Here is a 16,722-nt window from a genome sequence, read left to right as displayed (position 1 = left end):
CTCCTTATGAGCGCCGGCGAATTCGCGTACGCCCCCCTGCTTCCCCTGGGCGACGACACCACTGAGTACCGCCTGATCACCGACGAGGGCCTCGACGTGGTCGAGGGCCCCGGCGGTCGGCGGTTCCTCACCGTCGAGCCGGCCGTGCTCACCCAGCTCACCGCCGAGGCGATGCACGACATCGCGCACTACCTGCGCCCGGCGCACCTGGCCCAGCTGCGGTCGATCATCGACGACCCGCTGGCGTCGGCGAACGACCGGTTCGTCGCGTTCGACCTGATGCGCAACGCCAACATCGCCGCCGGCGGCGTGCTGCCGATGTGCCAGGACACCGGCACCGCGATCGTGATGGGCAGGCGCGGCCGGCACGTCCTCACCGACGGCGGCGACGAAGCGGCCATCGCCCGCGGCGTCTACCAGGCGTACACCAGGCTCAACCTGCGCTACTCGCAGCTCGCTCCGATCACCATGTGGGACGAGCGCAACACCGGCAGCAACCTGCCTGCCCAGATCGAGCTGTACGCCGACGATCCGGGCGGGCACCCCGACGCGTACAAGTTCCTGTTCATGGCCAAGGGCGGCGGCTCGGCCAACAAGTCGTACCTGTACCAGGAGACCAAGGCGCTGCTGAACCCGACGCGGATGATGCAGTTCCTGGAGGAGAAGCTGCGCCTCATCGGCACCGCCGCCTGCCCGCCATACCACCTGGCCGTCGTCATCGGCGGCACCAGCGCCGAGTTCGCTCTCAAGACCGCCAAGTACGCGTCGGCGAAGTATCTGGACGGTCTGCCCACCGGCGGCGACCTGACCGGTCACGGCTTTCGCGACATCGAGCTGGAGGCGCAGGTTCTCCAGCTCACCCGCGACTTCGGCATCGGCGCCCAGTTCGGCGGCCGGTACTTCTGCCACGACGTGCGCGTGATCCGGCTGCCCCGGCACGGAGCGTCCTGCCCGGTGGCCATCGCCGTGTCCTGCTCAGCCGACCGACAGGCCATCGCCAAGATCACACCATCGGGTGTGTGGCTGGAGAAGCTGGCGACCGATCCGGCCCGCTACCTGCCCGACGTCACCGACGCGTCACTGTCCGGCGGCGACGTCGTCCGGGTCGACCTCAACCGGCCGATGGCCGACATCCGGGCGGAGCTGTCCCGGTATCCGGTCAAGACCCGGCTCTCGCTCACCGGTCCGCTCGTCGTCGCCCGCGACATCGCCCACGCGAAGATCGCCGAACGCCTCGACGCCGGCGAGCCGATGCCGCAGTACCTGCGCGACCACGCCGTCTACTACGCCGGCCCCGCCAAGACCCCCGAGGGCTACGCGTCCGGCTCCTTCGGCCCCACCACCGCCGGCCGGATGGACTCCTACGTGGAGAGGTTCCAGGCGGCCGGCGGCTCGCACGTCATGCTCGCCAAGGGCAACCGCTCCGCGCAGGTGACGGCCTCGTGCCAGGAGCACGGTGGCTTCTACCTGGGCTCCATCGGCGGCCCGGCGGCGCGGCTGGCCCAGGACTGCATCAAGAGCGTCGAGGTGCTCGAATACCCGGAGCTGGGTATGGAGGCGGTCTGGAAGATCCAGGTCGAGGACTTCCCCGCCTTCGTCGTCGTGGACGACAAGGGCAACGACTTCTTCGCCGAGACCACCGTTCCGACGTTGACGATCGGCCGCCGATAGGGCGGCGGCCCGACGGGTCGCCGCAGCCCATGTAGGAACTGGGTCAGGGCCGCGATCAGACGATCATCGCGTCCCTGACCCAGTCGCCGAGTGGACTCAGTCTGTCACCGGAACGGCCTGCCACCACTGCCGCATCTCGGTGCTGAAACCCCACTGTTGCACCGGAGTGCCGTTGGCGGTCCAGCCCTCCTTGGCTTCGAGGTACTTGCCGTGCAGGGCGCTACGGAGGCGGAAACCGTCGGTCGTGGCCATGAGCACCCACATCTGCGCGGGCGCGGTGTTGCACCTGGCCTGGATCGGGACGATGCCGTCGTCGATCCGTGATCCCGACACGTTCAGGCAGAGGCTGGAGGCCCGGTTGACCAGCGCGAACTGGTTACCCTGGATCGACTCAGCCTCCCAGGTCTGCGATTTCCCGGAGCCGCAGTCCCGGATCTCCATGGGGGCGCCGACGGCAAGCCCGCCGGCGTTCGGCTTGTCGATCGGGCCCACCGGCTGGAGACAGCGCCTCGCCTGCTGAGCCTTGACCCGGACGACGCCCTCCGGCGGACTCATCGCGCCGATGACGTGGGTCGGATCGATGAGTCGCCACTGCTGGTAGCGCGCCTGGCTGCTGTTATCCTGCACGATCCTGGTGCCCCGGTCGGACTTGCCGCCCCTGGGCGTGATGACCTTCCCGCTGGCGACGTTGACCAGCTCGTACGTGCCGTCTGCCCGGGGTGTGAACTTCCACTGCTGGGCAGGGGCGTCTCCGCAGACGGCCTGGGCGATCTCGGCGTTGCGGGTGTCGATCGATGCCTGGGGCACCTCAGCGCACATCTTCGAGTTGGAGGCGGCGCGCAGTTTGAACTTGCTGCCGGCGACCGCCACCAGCGTCCAGCGCTGGCGGGTTTCCGGGTCGGCGCAGTCGCCCAACTCCATCCTCGCGCCGGCGGCGTTCCCACCGACGTCCGGCTTGTCCACCGCGCCGATGACCTGCACGCACCGCCCGGCGCCGGCCAGTTGGAGCAGGACCGTCTTGCCGCCGCCGGGCTGGACGCGGTCCTGGGCGGCGGCGTCCTCGACACCGTCGATGAGGAAGAGCTCACGCTCCTTGATGCTGCTGCCGAGCGCCTCCTTGGCCGCCCGCGCCATCGCCGGCTGGTACCGGTCGCGGACGGCGTTCGTGAGGAGTTCGCGGATCTGTCGCTCGGTGGCCGCCGCGTCCGCGCGGTCCCGTTCGTCGAGGTCGGCGGCGCGCGCCAGGTGCACTCCGACGAAGACGAAGGTCTCCCACTCCGCGGGGCCGTCGCCGAGGTAGGCGTTGTTGGCGGCGACCTTGACCGACCGCCCCGTTGCCTCAGTCTTGATCTTGTAGATCAACTCCCGGACGGCCAGGTCGTTCACCTCGTACGGCGTCGCCGCGCGCTGAAGCGCCACGACGATCGCGGACCGCTTACCGTCCCGAAGACGCTCAGCCTCCTGCTTCTGCACCTCGTCGGCTTTCCCGTCCGCGATCTTCTTCTCGCGGTCCTTCGCCGCGGCTTCACCGAACCCGGTGGCGATGAGCGCCAGAAGGTCCTTGTCGGTGGCGCCGTCCTCCTGCGCCGCTTCGGCCGCAGCCCGGGCGAAGCTTCCCGCCTCGGCGCGTTGCCCGAGAGAACGGACGAAACCGGCGAGGCTGGCGGACAACATCGTCTGCCGGTCGCCGTCGTTGGCCGGAATCCAGCCCACCGCCATCGCCGCGCCCAGCCGTTGCCGATCCAGTTCGACGCGCCTGGTCCGCCGCTCGACGTCCGCCTCGTTGGCGGCGTGGATCCCGGACTCGATGAACCGTGCCGCGGCGCCGGCCGGGTCGATCTTGTCATCGAGCGCCTCGCGCGCCTTGGCCTTGACGGCGGCGTTGTAGCTCTCGTGAGCCTTCTCCCACAGGATCGTGAGGAACTCTCTGTCGGGCAGCCCAGCCTCGCCGTCGACCGTCCAGCCGATGACAGCCGCGGCCTTCTTCTTCGCCTCGGTCGAGGCGTCGAGCTGCGCACCTGCCGTGCCGAGTGGGGACGCGGCGGCGACGCCCGGCGCCACCGCCAAACCAGTGATCATTGATGCGGACATGACCGATGCGGCGAACAACCTATTCAGAGGGGTAGTCAACTGCGCTCTTCCTTCTCACGTCGATGTCGCCCGGACCGGGATCCGGATGGCTGTCCCGGTAGCGCCGTCGACCGACGTTTCGGAACTTCCACGCCCACGCATCACTCCGGACACCCGACGTTCGGACTGGAGCATCGTCAGACGCGCGTGCTCGCGGGACGGACAATTGAAGATGGTCGACAGCTCGATGAACAGGAACGCTAGTCGACATGAGAGGGATTTGGTGCCCGATAGCCGACAGCCAATGACGAAGATCGCTGTATACATGAGACGTTCGCCACCAGAGGCAGGCCGCCTCACGTCAACGGCGCCGGCTTCCGGCGGACTCGGCGGCGGCCGCGAGGTCCGCCAGCTCCTGCCGGATCGCGCCCTCGGCGGTACGCGCCGCAAGCCCCCCGAGGACCACCTCAAGCACCCGACCGCCCCGGCTACGGGGGTGTCCCTCCTGCTCAACGGCGACGAGCGTCCCGCCCCGGTGCCGCCCCGCGGTCACCGGCGTGACGGCGTAGGTGGTGCGGTAGTCGGCGCCCCGCCCGGGCGAGGTGACCACGAACCGGCGCCCGGGCTCGCAGGACTCGACATGGAACTCCTCGGCGACCGGGTCGCCTTCGGGCATCCGGTGGGTCTCGCGCCAGATCGCCCCGGCGGCGAACGGCGGCGGGGTCACCAACTCCACAGCGTCCACGGTCGACAGCCATGCGGAGCGCGACCCGAGGTCGACGAGCAGGCCCCAGACCCGGTCTGCGGGCGCGGCCACGAACTGGGTGACGACGGTCGTCGACATCGGGCAGCCTCCTCGGCCCGGTCGCTGCGCCGGGCCGAGGACCACGCTAGCGGGATCAGCCCCCGATCGCGGGCAGGATCGTGCCGGTCACCTCACCGAGACCGATGACCGTGCCGTCCGGTCCGGGAGCGGCGGCGGTGATGGTCACGGTGTCCCCGTCGCGCAGGAAGGTCCGCTCGGCCTTGTCCTCGCCGACCGTGACCGGCTCCGCGCCACCCCAGGTCAGCTCGATGAACGAGCCCCACTGGTCGCGGTCGGGTCCGGATACGGTGCCGGAGGCGTAGAGGTCGCCCGTGCGGACCGAGGCGCCGTTGACCGTCAGGTGGGCGAGCTGCTGGGCCGGCGTCCAGTACATCGGCGCGAACGGCGGGCGGGACACCACCGTGCCGTTCCACTCGACGGTCATGGTGATGTCCAGGCCCTGGTTGACGCTGCCGGTCAGGTACGGCAGGACGGCCGGCTCCTGGGCCGGCGGCTCGACCCAGGCGGCGGAGAGCGCGTCCAGCGGGGTCACCCAGCCGGCCACCGAGGTGGCGAACGACTTGCCCAGGAACGGGCCGAGCGGCTGGTACTCCCAGCCCTGGATGTCCCGGGCGGACCAGTCGTTGACCAGCACCACGCCGAAGACGTGCTCGGCGAAGTCGTCGACGCTGACCCGCTGGCCGAGCCCGGTCGGCACGCCGACGACGAAGCCCAGCTCGGCCTCGATGTCCAGGCGAGTCGACGGCCCGAACGACGGGGCTTCGTCGGTGGGCGCCTTGCGCTGCCCACACGGCCGGACGATGTCGGCGCCGGTCACCACGACGGTGCCGGAGCGGCCGTGGTAGCCGATCGGCAGGTGCTTCCAGTTCGGCAGCAGCGGCTCGGCGCCGGGCCGGAACAGCTTGCCCAGGTTCGTCGCGTGGTGCTCGGAGGAGTAGAAGTCGACGTAGTCCCCGACGGCGAACGGCATGGACAGGGTCACCTCGGCGACCGGGTGCAGCAGGCCGTCGAGACGGTCGGACTGGTCGCGCAGCAGTTCGGTGATCCGGGCGCGGGCTGCCGCCCAGGCGGCGCGCCCCTGGGCCAGGAACGGGTTGAGGGTGGGGGCGCCGAACGCCCCGGCGGAGTCGATGAGACCGACGGCCTCGACGCCGGCGAGGTCGAGCACGTCGTCGCCGATGCGCACCCCGACCCGGGGCGCCTCGTCGTCGTGGGCGAAGACGCCGTAGGGCAGGTGGTGGATCCCGTACGGGCCGGTCAGGTCAAGCATGGGTGTTCCTCTCGTACGGGTCAGGCGGGGCGCTCGATGAGTCCGAGCGCGATGAGGTCGTCCAGCGGTTCGATGACGCTGCACGAGCCGTAGCCCACCCACAGCGGACGTTCGCCGCCAAGATGGTCGTTGATCGCGGCGGCCAACGGGGCGGGGTCCGTGCCGGCGAGCACCTCGGCGATCTCGTCGACCTCCCCACCGCGACAGGCCAGCGCGGCGGCCACCAGGACGTTGAGGAATCCGTGGTGGGTGAACCCGGTCTCGGGGTCAGTGTGCCGTAGGGCGTTGTGCAGTCCGGCAGTGAGCTTGAAGGGCAGCCCGCGGTCGCGGCAGGCGCAGATGACCGCGGCCAGCTCGACCGGGGTGGGGAACAGTTCGGCGGCAAGGCCCCCGGTGCGGAACTTGGGGGCGACCGGCAGTCCGCCGGCGCGGGCGGCGGCGACGGTGTCCAGCGCCCGCAGCAGACCGGTGGCCAGCGGGATCTCGGCGTAACCGAGCAGGCCGGCGCGGGCCCTGAGCGCGTCGGTCAGGGTAGCCAGTCCGGGCTGTGGGTCCTCGCCGCGTTTGGCCACCGGGATCTCGACCTGACGCACCCGCAGCCGGGGATCGGCGTTGTCGAGAGCGCCAGGTAGCGCGCCGAGGCCGGTGTCGCCGACGAGGCCGATCTCCACAGTCTCGTCGGGTTGCAGCAGGTCGGCGGCGGCCGTGAGCGCCGAGGCGGGCAGCAGCAACGGGCCGACGAGGTCGGCGTACCAGGCGGCGCGGTAGACGCGGTGTCCGGTGACGGCGGCGGGCAGCGGGGCGCTCCCGGGCGGGAACACCGCGGCGTCGTCGACGAGCCCGGCCAGCATGGCGGGGATGGGCCGACGGGGCGGCGCGGGGGTGGCGGCGGCGTCCGGGACGGCGTTGGTGCGCGACGTTGACACAGACAGAGAACTTAGTAGACGCTACAGAGAGCGGACAACAACGTCCGATTATCGGACACATCCCGGACGGCCGGCGCCGTCGGGCCGCTCACTCCCGTACCGCGATCCGGAGGCGAGCGATGCCGTACTACCGCAGCGTCGGTGAGGTGCCGTCCAAACGGCACGTCCAGTTCCCCAGACCCGAAGGCGGCTTGTACGCCGAGGAGCTGATGGGCCAGGAGGGCTTCTCCTCCGACCAGTCCCTGCTCTACCACCGCCACGCGCCCACCGCCATCAGCGCCGCCGAGGCGTTCCAGCCCACGGCGTGGAACCGCACACCGAACCTGCCGCTCAAGCCGCGCCACCTGGTCACCCACAAGCTGGACGCTACCGGCGTCGACGCCGTTCTGGGCCGCCAGCGCCTGCTCGCCAACGACGACATCCAAATCTCGTACGTCACCGCCGACACCGCCTCGCCGCTGTACCGCAACGCCGTCGGCGACGAGTGCCTCTACATCGAGGCCGGCACGGCCCGAATCGAGTCGAGCTTCGGCGTCATGGACGTCGGCGCCGGCGACTACGTCATCATTCCCACCTCGGTGATCTATCGGGTCGTCCCCACCGGCGCCGCGCCCACCCGCGTCCTGGCCATCGAGGCGACCGGGCACATCGGGCCGCCCCGGCGGTACCTGTCCAAGCGCGGACAGTTCCTGGAGCACTCCCCCTACTGCGAGCGCGACATCCGCGGCCCGCAGGAGCTGATCCAGGTCGACGAGACCGACGTCGAGGTGCTCGTCCAGCACCGCCGCGGCTGGACGAAACACACCTACGTCAACCACCCGTTCGACGTCGTCGGCTGGGACGGCATGCTCTACCCGTGGGCGTTCTCGATCCACGATTTCGAGCCGATCACCGGACGTATCCATCAGCCGCCGCCGGCGCACCAGACGTTCGAGGGCCCGAACTTCGTCATCTGCTCGTTTGTTCCCCGCAAGGTCGACTACCACCCGCTGGCGATCCCCGTGCCGTACAACCACCACAACGTCGACTCCGACGAGATGATGTTCTACACCGGCGGCAACTACGAGGCCCGACGCGGCTCCGGCATCGAGCAGGGCTCGATCTCGCTGCACCCGTCCGGCTTCACCCACGGCCCGCAGCCCGGCGCGGTAGAGCGTTCGATCGGCATGGACTTCTTCGACGAGCTGGCCGTCATGGTCGACACGTTCCGGCCGTTGGACCTGTGCGGACCCGCGCTGGCCTGCGAAGATGAGGCATACGCCTGGACCTGGAACCGCCGCCCGGAGTAGCCGGCAACGCCCTGTCGATCGACGAACGCCACCGTATGGGGAACGGCGCGGTGTCGTCGGCAGTCATACCGTCATGACTGCCGACGACACCACCAGACAGACCCAGCCGACCGTCTCCGTCCAGGCAAGTGGCCCGCAAGCCCTCGCCGGCCCCCCGACCGTCAGCCAGCCGACCGGCGCGCCGTCGGTCACGGCGATCGCGCGGGCGGTGGCGCGGGCGGTGCGCGGCCGCCCGGCGCAGTGGGGCTTCGTCACCGTGGCCGGCGCCGTCACCTTCGCCACCGCCGGCGCCCTGTGGCTCGCCCCGGCCGACGCGCCGGCGCCCTCCAGCGGCCAGACGCCCGCCACCGAGTCTGTCGCGGTCAACCGCCCGCACGTCGCCGGGCCCCTCCCCGGCCCGGAGACCACGGTAGGTATGACCAAACCCGCCCCAGGCACGGAGACGCCGGTGACCGCTGTCGGGCCCGACGCTGGAACGGACCCGCTGGGCCTCACCGGGATGACGCTGACGCAGGCCGACGCCGCCGCACGCGCCGATGACAAGATCGTGCGGGTCGTGGAGGTTGACGGCGTCAGCATCCCGGTCACCAGGGAGTACGTGGAGAACCGGATCAACCTGGAACTGCGCGACGGGAAGGTCGTGGGTTTCGGCCAGGGCTGAGCCCGTCACCGCCTCGGCGCCGCCACCGCGGCGAGCGCGAGGAACCCGCCGGCCAGCCCGGCCGCCAGCGCCCACGGCGTCCCGGTCGCCGCGTAGGCCAGCAGCGCCACCGGGCCAAGCGCCGCGCCGACGACGGCGGCGCGGAGCAGCCGGTCGGCGCCAAGCGCGGCGGCCACCTCCCGGCCGGACGCCCGCGACAGACGCGCCCCGGCGCCGAACAGGATCACCAGTCCGAGCCCACCGAGGACGGCGCCGAGCATCCGTGCGGTGTCGCCGCTTCGGACGACCATGTACCCCACCAGGGTGGGCGCGATGACGTCGAACCCCACCGCCAGGTAGATCAGCCGCCGCAGCGCGTCCAGCGGACGCCCGCCGGCCCAACCCGCCGGGGCCGCGCCCCGGGAGCTGGCCAGGCCGCCCACGGCGGCGCTGTCCGCGAGATCGGCCAGGGCGACCACGTAACGGCGTTGTTCCAACCGGATCACGCCGATGTCCTCGTGCGCCCGCGCCAACCGCGGGTCCCTCTCGATCGCCTCGCGGTACGCCTGCTCGGCGAGGGTGAACTGTCCCAGCCTGGCCGCGACCAGGCCGAGTACGAGGTGCGCGTCGGCGGCGTCCGGATCCTGTTGGACGGCCCGCCAGGCGGCGTCCAAGGCGGCCTGGCCGTTACGGGACTCGGCCAGGATCGCCGCGCCGAGGATCATGCAGCTCAGGTCGTCCGGCGCCCGGCTGAGCAGGCCGGCCGCCACCGCGGCGGCCTCGTCGAAACGCCGCAGGTCGACAAGGGCCATCGCCCGGACGCCCACCAGCTCGGCCGGCGGCTCGCCGGACGCTCCGATCGCGTCCTCGGCGGCGGTCAGCGCCTCCGCCGGACGCTCGGCCGCCAGCTGAACCCTGGCAAGCAGGGTCAACGCCGGGACGAAACCTGGCCGTCCGGCCAACGCCTCGCCCAGCTCGACGACGGCGTCGTCGTAACGGCCCAGGTCGGCGAAGAGCGCCGCCCGCTGCACCAGCTGCTCGGGGGTGGCGTCGTGCTCGTGTGCGGAACTGTTGGACATCACCGCCAGCCTAGAGCGCCGACCGGAGCCGGCGCTCGCCCCACTCCGACAGCGACGCCCGGCGCCCACTCACCGAGCCACGATCATGGCGACGGCGATCGCCGCCAGCCCCTCGGCCCGACCCGTCAGCCCGAGGCCGTCCGTCGTTGTCCCGGACACGGCCACCGGGGCGCCCACCGCCGCGCTCAGGGCCCGCTGGGCCTCGTCGCGCCGCTGTCCGATCCTGGGTCGCACACCGACGACCTGGATCGACACGTTGCCGATCTCGTAGCCGGCGGAGCGAACCCGACGGGCCGTCTCGCCGAGGAGGGCCACCCCGGCCGCCCCGGCCCACTCTGGACGGTCGGTGCCGTAGTTGCTGCCCAGGTCACCCAGCCCAGCGGCCGACAGAAGAGCGTCGCAGGCCGCGTGGGCGGCGACGTCGCCATCGGAGTGCCCGGCCAGACCCGGTTGGCCGGGCCAGAGCAGCCCAGCCACCCAACACGGGCTGCCCGGGTCGAACGCATGCACATCAGTGCCCAGGCCCACCCTCGGAACGATCACCCAGGAAGCCTACGACGCCACTGGCGCCCGATCAGCAGCAAGGCGACGCCAGCCAACACTGACACCAACCCCCAACGCAGGATCGGACCGATCCGGCCGCCGGTGACCGCCAGGAGCGGCTGGAAGCCGGCATCGAGCTGAAGGCGCTGCCCAGCCTCGGTGAACCTGGGCGCGGCGAATCCCAGCAGCGGCGGGCCGTCTTCCTCGACCGGGTAGAAGTCCGAGTCGCTGCGCAGGTTGCTGCCGGCGCCGGGGCGGGTCAACGTCCACTGCGGCTCCTCCGGGCCGCCGAAGGCGAACAGGCCAACGGCGACAAATGTCAGCCCGGGGTCCACCGCAAGCTCGTAGCGTCCAGCATCGCCGGTGACGTCGAAGGCCAGGTCCATGCCGAAGTCGTCGGCGCCGGCGTCCCCGCTGGGGGAGACACTGCCGCCGAGTAACGCCTCGCGCGCGCGATCCTGGGCGCGGCGCAACCGGGCATCGCCACGGCTCAGCTCGAAGACCCCGACGATGCTCACCGCGACGACAGGCGCACGCCCGACGCCCGGCTCGCCGTCGCCCTGGCGCCCGTCACCGTCCTCGTCGTGCCAGACCCGTCCGTTGATCTGGACGGTGTTCGCCGACACGTCGACCGACCCGGCAGCCGCTGGCGACACCGGCGTCGCGGCCGGCCGCCCGGTGGCCACAGGCGGGATCGGCGCTGCGACCTGCGCGGCGCTGGCGGGGCAGGCCGCCAGGCCGACCACGGCTGTCGTCAGCGCCGCGAGTGACCAACGCGGCGACAATAGTGAACCCGTCCCTGACACAAGGACTCCCTTAACGGTTGATCGCGTAAGTGATCGAACGTTAAGGGATCAGAAGTAGGTTTTCGTTCAACGCGCCTTGGCCGGCTGGCAGCTTCACTCGGCTGGCGGCCCCGTCGTCGGATGTGTCGTCCCGCCGGCCAGCGCCTGGGCTATCCGCAGGTCGAACGGGGTCGTGACTTTGAAGGCCAACTCATCACCGGGAACGCACCGCACCGCGCCGCCGGCCGCCTCGACAAGTCCCGCGTCGTCGGTGAGTTCGGCGCCCGCACCGGCGTGCAGGGTCCGCAACAGCGAGGCGGCGAAACCCTGCGGGGTCTGTACCCGGCGCAGTTCGGCCCGATCGACGGTGCCGGCCACGCGATCCGGCGTCGACACCCGCTTGATCGTGTCGGCGACCGGGAGGACCGGAACGACCGCCTCCGCGCCGTCGCGGACCGCGGCAGCGACCCGCTCGAACAGTGATGCCGGCGCCAGCGCGCGGGCGGCGTCATGCACGAGAACAATCGGCAAGGCCTCGACGACCGCGGCGAGCGCCGCCGCCACCGACGACTGGCGCGAGGCGCCGCCCGCCACGACCCGTATGCGCGCCCCGGAAACGCCGGCCACCAGCGCGACGACCTCCTCAACCCGGTCCGCCGGCGCCGCGACGGCGACGAGGGCGACTGACGGCGCGGCGGCTGCCGTACGCACAGCCCGTCGGAGGATCGACTCCCCGTTGATCTCGCGCAGCGCTTTGGGCGTGCCGCCGCCCAGCCGCAGACCGAGGCCCGCCGCCGGAATGACGACCGCGACGTCACCGCCGCCGCTATCCGGCGTGGTGACGTCGCGGGTCATGTGAACGTCTCGCGATATGACGATGAACGACCGCTCAGGCCTCGGTGAGAACCTTGTCGAGCAGAATCTCGGCCTCGTCCTTGGTGCTCTTCTCGGCGAGCGCGACCTCGCCGACGAGAATGTCGCGGGCCTTCGCGAGCATTCGCTTCTCACCGGCCGACAGCCCGCGCTCACGCTCACGACGCCACAGGTCGCGAACGACCTCGGCGACCTTGAGCGGATTGCCCGACGCGAGCTTTTCGAGATTCGCCTTGTACCGACGCGACCAGTTGGTCGGCTCCTCGGTGTGGGGTGCGCGCAACACGTCGAAGACCGCGGTCAGGCCTTCCTCGCCCACGACCTCACGAACGCCGACGATCTCGGCGTTCTCGGCGGGCACCCGCACCGTCAGGTCGCCTTGGGCGACCCTGAGGACGAGGTACAGCTTTTCCTCGCCCTTGACGACCCGGGTCTCGATTGCCTCGATGAGTGCGGCCCCGTGGTGGGGGTAAACAACGGTCTCGCCGACACTGAAAACCATAGGTTCGAAACCCCTTTCGCTGTGTCTAGGGTAACACGCTCCGAGACGCGTGTCCCGCCGAGACGCAGGCCGTATATGCAGCTCAGAGCACATGTGAGCCGCGTTGCTCCACCTTGACAAGAAGGCCATCGACCATTCTCGTCACCATATGTAACGAACCGAACACGAGACCGTCGCACCAGAGGGATATGCCACCTAGACACATATAAAAGTTGCCAAGACGGAAAAGCCGGGCATGACATAACCGACATCCTTAACCGCCCAGCTCAGCCCGCGCCGCTCAGTCTGACCAGGACAACAACGCCGCATAGAGCGTCAGGCCAGGCCCAAAAGCCAACATCACCACGATCCGCGGCGGCCGCTCTCCCCGCCACAACGCTTCCAGAATCATCAACACGGTGGGTGACGAACAGTTGCCGTGATCACTCAGGACGCCACGCGAGGCCGCCAGGAGCTCCGCCGACAACCCCAGTCGCTCCTGGACCACGGTGAGGATCCGCGGACCCCCCGGATGCGCCGCCCAGCCGTCGACATCAACCACCTCAAGGCCGTTACGGCCCAACAGGTCAGTGACCAGATCAGCGACGTTCGCGGCGAGGACATCGGGCACCCGTGGCGAAAGGCCCATCCGGAAGCCCAGGTCGGTCACCGTCCAGGTCATCAACTCAGATGTCGCCGTGTCGGTGACGGCCGCGACATCCAGCACCGCGTAGCCCGGCCCCGGGCCCGGCGCCACCACCGCGGCCGCGGCGGCGTCCGAGAAGAGGGCGTGGGCCACGATCTGCTGCGTGTCGGTCGTCGCCGGTTGGGCGTGCAGGCTGGTCAGCTCGGCGCACAGCAGCAGGGCCGGTCGTCCGCGCGCGGTGACGAAGTCGGTCGCAGCGCCCAGGCCGGGCACTGCCGCGTAGCAGCCCATGTGCCCGACGAACAGGCGCTGCGCCGCCGGCGACATACCGAGGTCGCGGGCGAGCAGGGTGTCCAGCCCAGGAGTGGCGTACCCGGTGCAGGAACAGACCACGAACAAGCCGATGTCAGCGGGCGCGACAGCGGCGGCCGCCATCGCCCGGGTCGCCGCCTGCGCCCCCAACGGCAGGACCTCCACGGCGTAGCGGCGCATCCGTCGCTCGGTGGACCAGCCGGAGACGTCCTCCAACAGCGGACTCACCGCCGCCTGACGCCGCCGGACCCCCGCGTTGGCGAAGATCCGCTTGGCGAGCGGACCGGACGCCCCGCCGAAATGCCGACTGAAATGGCCCTCCCACAGATCGTCCTGACTAGCCGCCGGAGGCAGCGCGACGCCGATGCCGGCGATCCGGCTCACCATCGCTGCGCCGCGTCCGGATCGCCGCCCATGGCCGCCACCCCGAGCCAGTCCGCGCAGACATCCGAGGTGGCTGGCTGCAACGCCCCGCACCGGGCGTCCCGGAACAGCCGCTCCAGCGGGTTCCCCCGACGCGTCGCGGACGTGCCGGCGGCCGCCAGCATCGACCCTGCGACGTCGGCCGCGGTATCGCCGGCCAGCAGCTTGGCCCGCCACACCCAACGGCGGGTCTCCGGATCATCGGGGGCGGCGTCGACCCGGCGGGCCGCCTGTCGGATCACCTGGCCGGCGGCGGCGACCGCGGCGTCGGCCCGGCCGATCCGGGCCCGTACCGCCGGCAGCCGACCGGCCGGTCGATCGCCCACGTGCGCCACCGCGGCGTCGACCGCCGCCCGGGCCACCCCGACGTAGACCGCCGCGTAACTGGCCACCATCCAGTGCGGCATCGACCCCGCCACCGCCAGCGCCAGGCCCTCGACGCCGCCGAGCAGCGTCCGGAACGGGACTGTCGCCGCCAGTCGCAGATCATGGGAGCAGGTGGCGCGCATGCCCAGGGCGTCCCACGTCGGCGTCACCGTCAGCCCCGGGGTGTCGGCGGGCACCAGAAACTGCGAGACGACCGCCGGATCGTCGGCGCTGCGGGCGGCGACCAGGTAGGCGTCGCAGTGGCCGGCGCCGGAGCAGAACGTCTTCTCGCCGGTGATCTGGAATCCGTCGCCGATCCGGCGGTAAACCGTGTTGAGCTGGGAGAGCCGCGACCCGACCCCGCGCTCGCTCATCGCGACCGCGTACCAGGCGCCCTTCGCCGCGGCGGCCAGGTGATCGTCACGGGCCGCCAACGCCTCCGCCGGGATGCCCAGATCCTCGGCCAGCCCGTCGGTGACCGCGGCCAGGGCGCCAGTCGCCGAGGCGTGCATGTTGAACACCAACGCCGACGCCCCGCTGCCGCGGGCCAGCTCGTAGGCGACCTCGACATACTCAGCGAAACCCGCCCCCATCCCCCCGAGCCGGGTCGGGACCATGAGGCCGAACAGACCGGCGGCGGCCAGGTCGGCGAAGTCCTCCGTCGGGAACGCCCCCGACTGGTCATAGCCGGTCGCCCGCGCCGCGAACCGGGGCGCCAGCCGCGCGGCGAGCTGCGCCGGGCCGGTCACGCCTGGCCCCCGGATCGCACGCCGACCGCCTGGTAGAGCACCGTCGTCCAGCGGCTGGGAACGATCCGGCCGGTGTCGGCGCCGCTGGCCAACCAGCGCAGCGTCGGCCAGAGGGTCGGACGGGCGCCGGTCACCTGAAGGTCGACACCGTGGCGGGCGCAGAGTGCGGTCAGCAGCCGCGGCGAGACATAGCGGGACGGGTCGTGAAGACCACGCGGCACCCGAGGCAGTCGTTCGCCGATCGTGACGGTCAGCGTACGGCTCAGCCAGGTGTCGTTGAGGGTGTCCACGATGAGCAGGCCTCCAGGGCGCAGCAGCCGGCAGCACTCGCCGACGGCGGCGGCGAGGTCGTTGACATGCTCGAAGATCTCTCCGGCGACCACTACGTCCGCACAGCCGGAAGCCAGCGGCAACGCGCCCGCGTCGCCCTGCGCCGGCAGCACCCCATGGCCGGCGGCCACCGTGAGGGACGCGGCCCGCAGATCCACGCCGATGTGCAGGTAGCCGGGCGGCAGGAACGGGGCGAGCAGGCCGCCGCCACAACCGACATCCACCAGGACCGCCCCCTCCCGACGCGGCGTGGGCGCCATGGCCGCCCGGGCCGCCGCCAGCCAACGGAGCACCGCGAACGGGCCGCCCCGGCGCCACCAGTCAGCCGCGTGCGCGTCGTACTGACGTGGATCGTTGCGGCGGCGGCCGTCGGAGAGGCCGGACTCCAGGGAAGGGCGGCGGGTAAGGGTCCGCATAGGACGACAGCCTGTCACGAACCGACGACGCGCGACAGAGCCCGCAGACATCTGGCGCCGAACCGACGCGCCGTTCTACTGTGGCCCACATGCTGGCATGGACGCGGGCGATGATCCAGGCCAGCCACCCGGCGCCGGCAGTCGCGGTCACCTGCGTCGCCGCCGTGCTCGCGGTGGGGGTCGGCCACCCGGCAGGGCCCACCGTCAGGGTCGCGGCGATGGTGCTGGCCAGCCAACTCGCCGTCGGCTGGGCTAACGACGCGATCGACGCCCGGCGGGACCGGGCGGTCCGCCGGGCCGACAAGCCGGTCGCCGTCGGCGACGTCAGCCGGCGGGCTGTGGCGCTCGCCGCCGGCGTGGCCGCTCTCGTCACGGTCGCGCTCGCCACGACCCATCCGTGGCCGGCGACGGCCGTCGCGCTCCTCGGGCTGGGCAGCGCGCTGCTCTACGACTGGCCGCTCAAACTCACGGTCGCCTCGGCGCTGCCGTACCTGGTGTCCTTCGCCGCGTTGCCGACATTCGTGTTGCTCTCGGCGCCGGCGCCGATCCCACCACCGGTGTGGCTCATCGTCGGCGGCGGCCTGCTCGGCGCCGGCGCGCACTTCGCCAACGCGCTGCCCGACCTCGCTGAGGACACCCGCGTCGGCGTACGCGGGCTGCCGCAGCGACTCGGCGTCGCCGGCAGTCAGGGGGTGGCCGCCGCGCTGTTGCTGGCGGCCACCGCCTCGCTGGTCCTCGGGCCGGCCGGAGCGCCGACGGGGCCCGCGCTGGCGGCGGCCGCCGCGGCGCTGTTTGCGCTGCCTGCGGGGTGGCTGGCCGACCGTCGGGCACACCGGCTGGGCCGGCGACGGGTCACCGCGTTCCGGGCGGTCATGGCTCTGGCTGTCGTCGATGTGGCGCTGCTCGTGGGCGAGGTCGCGGCGCTACGCGGGTGAGGCGCTGGCGGCCTGGCGGGTCCACGCAGAGCGGGACGGTCCGCCCACTAGGCTGGACGCGGTGCGCCCGCTGACGGGCGCCCAGGGCCCGC

General features: G+C 71.6%; 16 protein-coding genes. 4 read left to right on the top strand and 12 right to left on the bottom strand.

Annotated features, from left to right (window positions below; genetic code table 11):
* The first annotated feature begins 6 nt into the window (after window positions 1-6).
* On the top strand, window positions 7-1,671 hold the full coding sequence (locus ABD287_RS07835; RefSeq protein ID WP_344170481.1) for a fumarate hydratase: 1,665 nt from the start codon (window positions 7-9) through the stop codon (window positions 1,669-1,671).
* A 96-nt stretch (window positions 1,672-1,767) separates the two neighbouring features.
* Here ABD287_RS07835 and ABD287_RS07830 read toward each other — a convergent pair whose 3' ends face one another.
* From ABD287_RS07830 to ABD287_RS07815, 4 genes are all read right to left on the bottom strand, one after another.
* Complete coding sequence (locus tag ABD287_RS07830) at window positions 1,768-3,750, bottom strand: RICIN domain-containing protein (protein ID WP_344170478.1); 1,983 nt, start codon at window positions 3,748-3,750, stop codon at window positions 1,768-1,770.
* A gap of 352 nt (window positions 3,751-4,102) precedes the next feature.
* The gene (locus ABD287_RS07825; protein ID WP_344170475.1) at window positions 4,103-4,585 is read right to left on the bottom strand and encodes an SRPBCC family protein; all 483 of its coding nucleotides are present in this window, start codon (window positions 4,583-4,585) and stop codon (window positions 4,103-4,105) included.
* 55 nt (window positions 4,586-4,640) lie between these two features.
* A complete protein-coding gene (fahA, locus tag ABD287_RS07820) occupies window positions 4,641-5,837 on the bottom strand; it encodes a fumarylacetoacetase (RefSeq protein WP_344170472.1) in 1,197 nt (398 codons plus the stop codon).
* 20 nt (window positions 5,838-5,857) lie between these two features.
* Window positions 5,858-6,688: a hypothetical protein gene (locus tag ABD287_RS07815; protein WP_344170998.1), complete on the bottom strand. Its 831-nt coding sequence runs from the start codon at window positions 6,686-6,688 to the stop codon at window positions 5,858-5,860.
* Between the two features lie 194 nt (window positions 6,689-6,882).
* On the opposite strand from ABD287_RS07815, the gene ABD287_RS07810 reads away from it, so the two are divergent.
* Together ABD287_RS07810 and ABD287_RS07805 are read left to right on the top strand one after the other, a co-directional pair.
* Window positions 6,883-8,052 (top strand): homogentisate 1,2-dioxygenase, encoded by a 1,170-nt coding sequence (locus ABD287_RS07810; protein WP_344170469.1) that lies wholly within the window; start codon window positions 6,883-6,885, stop codon window positions 8,050-8,052.
* A 73-nt stretch (window positions 8,053-8,125) separates the two neighbouring features.
* A complete protein-coding gene (locus tag ABD287_RS07805; RefSeq protein ID WP_344170466.1) occupies window positions 8,126-8,713 on the top strand; it encodes a hypothetical protein in 588 nt (195 codons plus the stop codon).
* A 5-nt stretch (window positions 8,714-8,718) separates the two neighbouring features.
* Here the strand turns inward: ABD287_RS07805 and ABD287_RS07800 are convergent, their stop codons facing one another.
* The 8 genes from ABD287_RS07800 to ABD287_RS07765 form a co-directional block, all read right to left on the bottom strand.
* Window positions 8,719-9,771 (bottom strand): tetratricopeptide repeat protein, encoded by a 1,053-nt coding sequence (locus ABD287_RS07800; RefSeq protein WP_344170463.1) that lies wholly within the window; start codon window positions 9,769-9,771, stop codon window positions 8,719-8,721.
* Window positions 9,772-9,840: 69 nt separating this feature from the next.
* The gene (gene ispF / locus ABD287_RS07795; protein ID WP_344170460.1) at window positions 9,841-10,314 is read right to left on the bottom strand and encodes a 2-C-methyl-D-erythritol 2,4-cyclodiphosphate synthase; all 474 of its coding nucleotides are present in this window, start codon (window positions 10,312-10,314) and stop codon (window positions 9,841-9,843) included.
* Window positions 10,311-11,120, bottom strand: a complete 810-nt coding sequence (locus ABD287_RS07790) for a hypothetical protein (protein ID WP_344170456.1) — start codon at window positions 11,118-11,120, stop codon at window positions 10,311-10,313. The genes ispF and ABD287_RS07790 overlap by 4 nt, the downstream gene beginning before the upstream one ends.
* A gap of 93 nt (window positions 11,121-11,213) precedes the next feature.
* Window positions 11,214-11,954, bottom strand: coding sequence for a 2-C-methyl-D-erythritol 4-phosphate cytidylyltransferase (ispD, locus tag ABD287_RS07785; protein WP_344170453.1), 741 nt, complete (start codon window positions 11,952-11,954; stop codon window positions 11,214-11,216).
* Window positions 11,955-11,988: 34 nt separating this feature from the next.
* Window positions 11,989-12,474, bottom strand: a complete 486-nt coding sequence (locus ABD287_RS07780) for a CarD family transcriptional regulator (RefSeq protein ID WP_344170450.1) — start codon at window positions 12,472-12,474, stop codon at window positions 11,989-11,991.
* Between the two features lie 280 nt (window positions 12,475-12,754).
* Window positions 12,755-13,798 (bottom strand): type III polyketide synthase, encoded by a 1,044-nt coding sequence (locus tag ABD287_RS07775; RefSeq protein ID WP_425565522.1) that lies wholly within the window; start codon window positions 13,796-13,798, stop codon window positions 12,755-12,757.
* Entirely contained in the window at window positions 13,792-14,949 is a 1,158-nt protein-coding gene (locus ABD287_RS07770; RefSeq protein ID WP_344170444.1) for an acyl-CoA dehydrogenase family protein, read from the bottom strand. The genes ABD287_RS07775 and ABD287_RS07770 overlap by 7 nt, the downstream gene beginning before the upstream one ends.
* Complete coding sequence (locus ABD287_RS07765; RefSeq protein ID WP_344170441.1) at window positions 14,946-15,695, bottom strand: methyltransferase domain-containing protein; 750 nt, start codon at window positions 15,693-15,695, stop codon at window positions 14,946-14,948. Before ABD287_RS07765 ends, ABD287_RS07770 begins: the two co-directional genes overlap by 4 nt.
* 89 nt (window positions 15,696-15,784) lie before the next feature.
* On the opposite strand from ABD287_RS07765, the gene ABD287_RS07760 reads away from it, so the two are divergent.
* On the top strand, window positions 15,785-16,630 hold the full coding sequence (locus ABD287_RS07760) for a UbiA family prenyltransferase (RefSeq protein ID WP_344170439.1): 846 nt from the start codon (window positions 15,785-15,787) through the stop codon (window positions 16,628-16,630).
* Window positions 16,631-16,722 lie beyond the last annotated feature (92 nt).

Origin of the sequence: Pilimelia columellifera subsp. columellifera (assembly GCF_039532605.1) — a bacterium.
Classification (GTDB): Bacteria; Actinomycetota; Actinomycetes; order Mycobacteriales; family Micromonosporaceae; genus Pilimelia; species Pilimelia columellifera.
The sequence above is the reverse complement of the archived record's forward strand: the minus strand, read 5'-3'. Positions and strand labels throughout refer to the sequence as shown.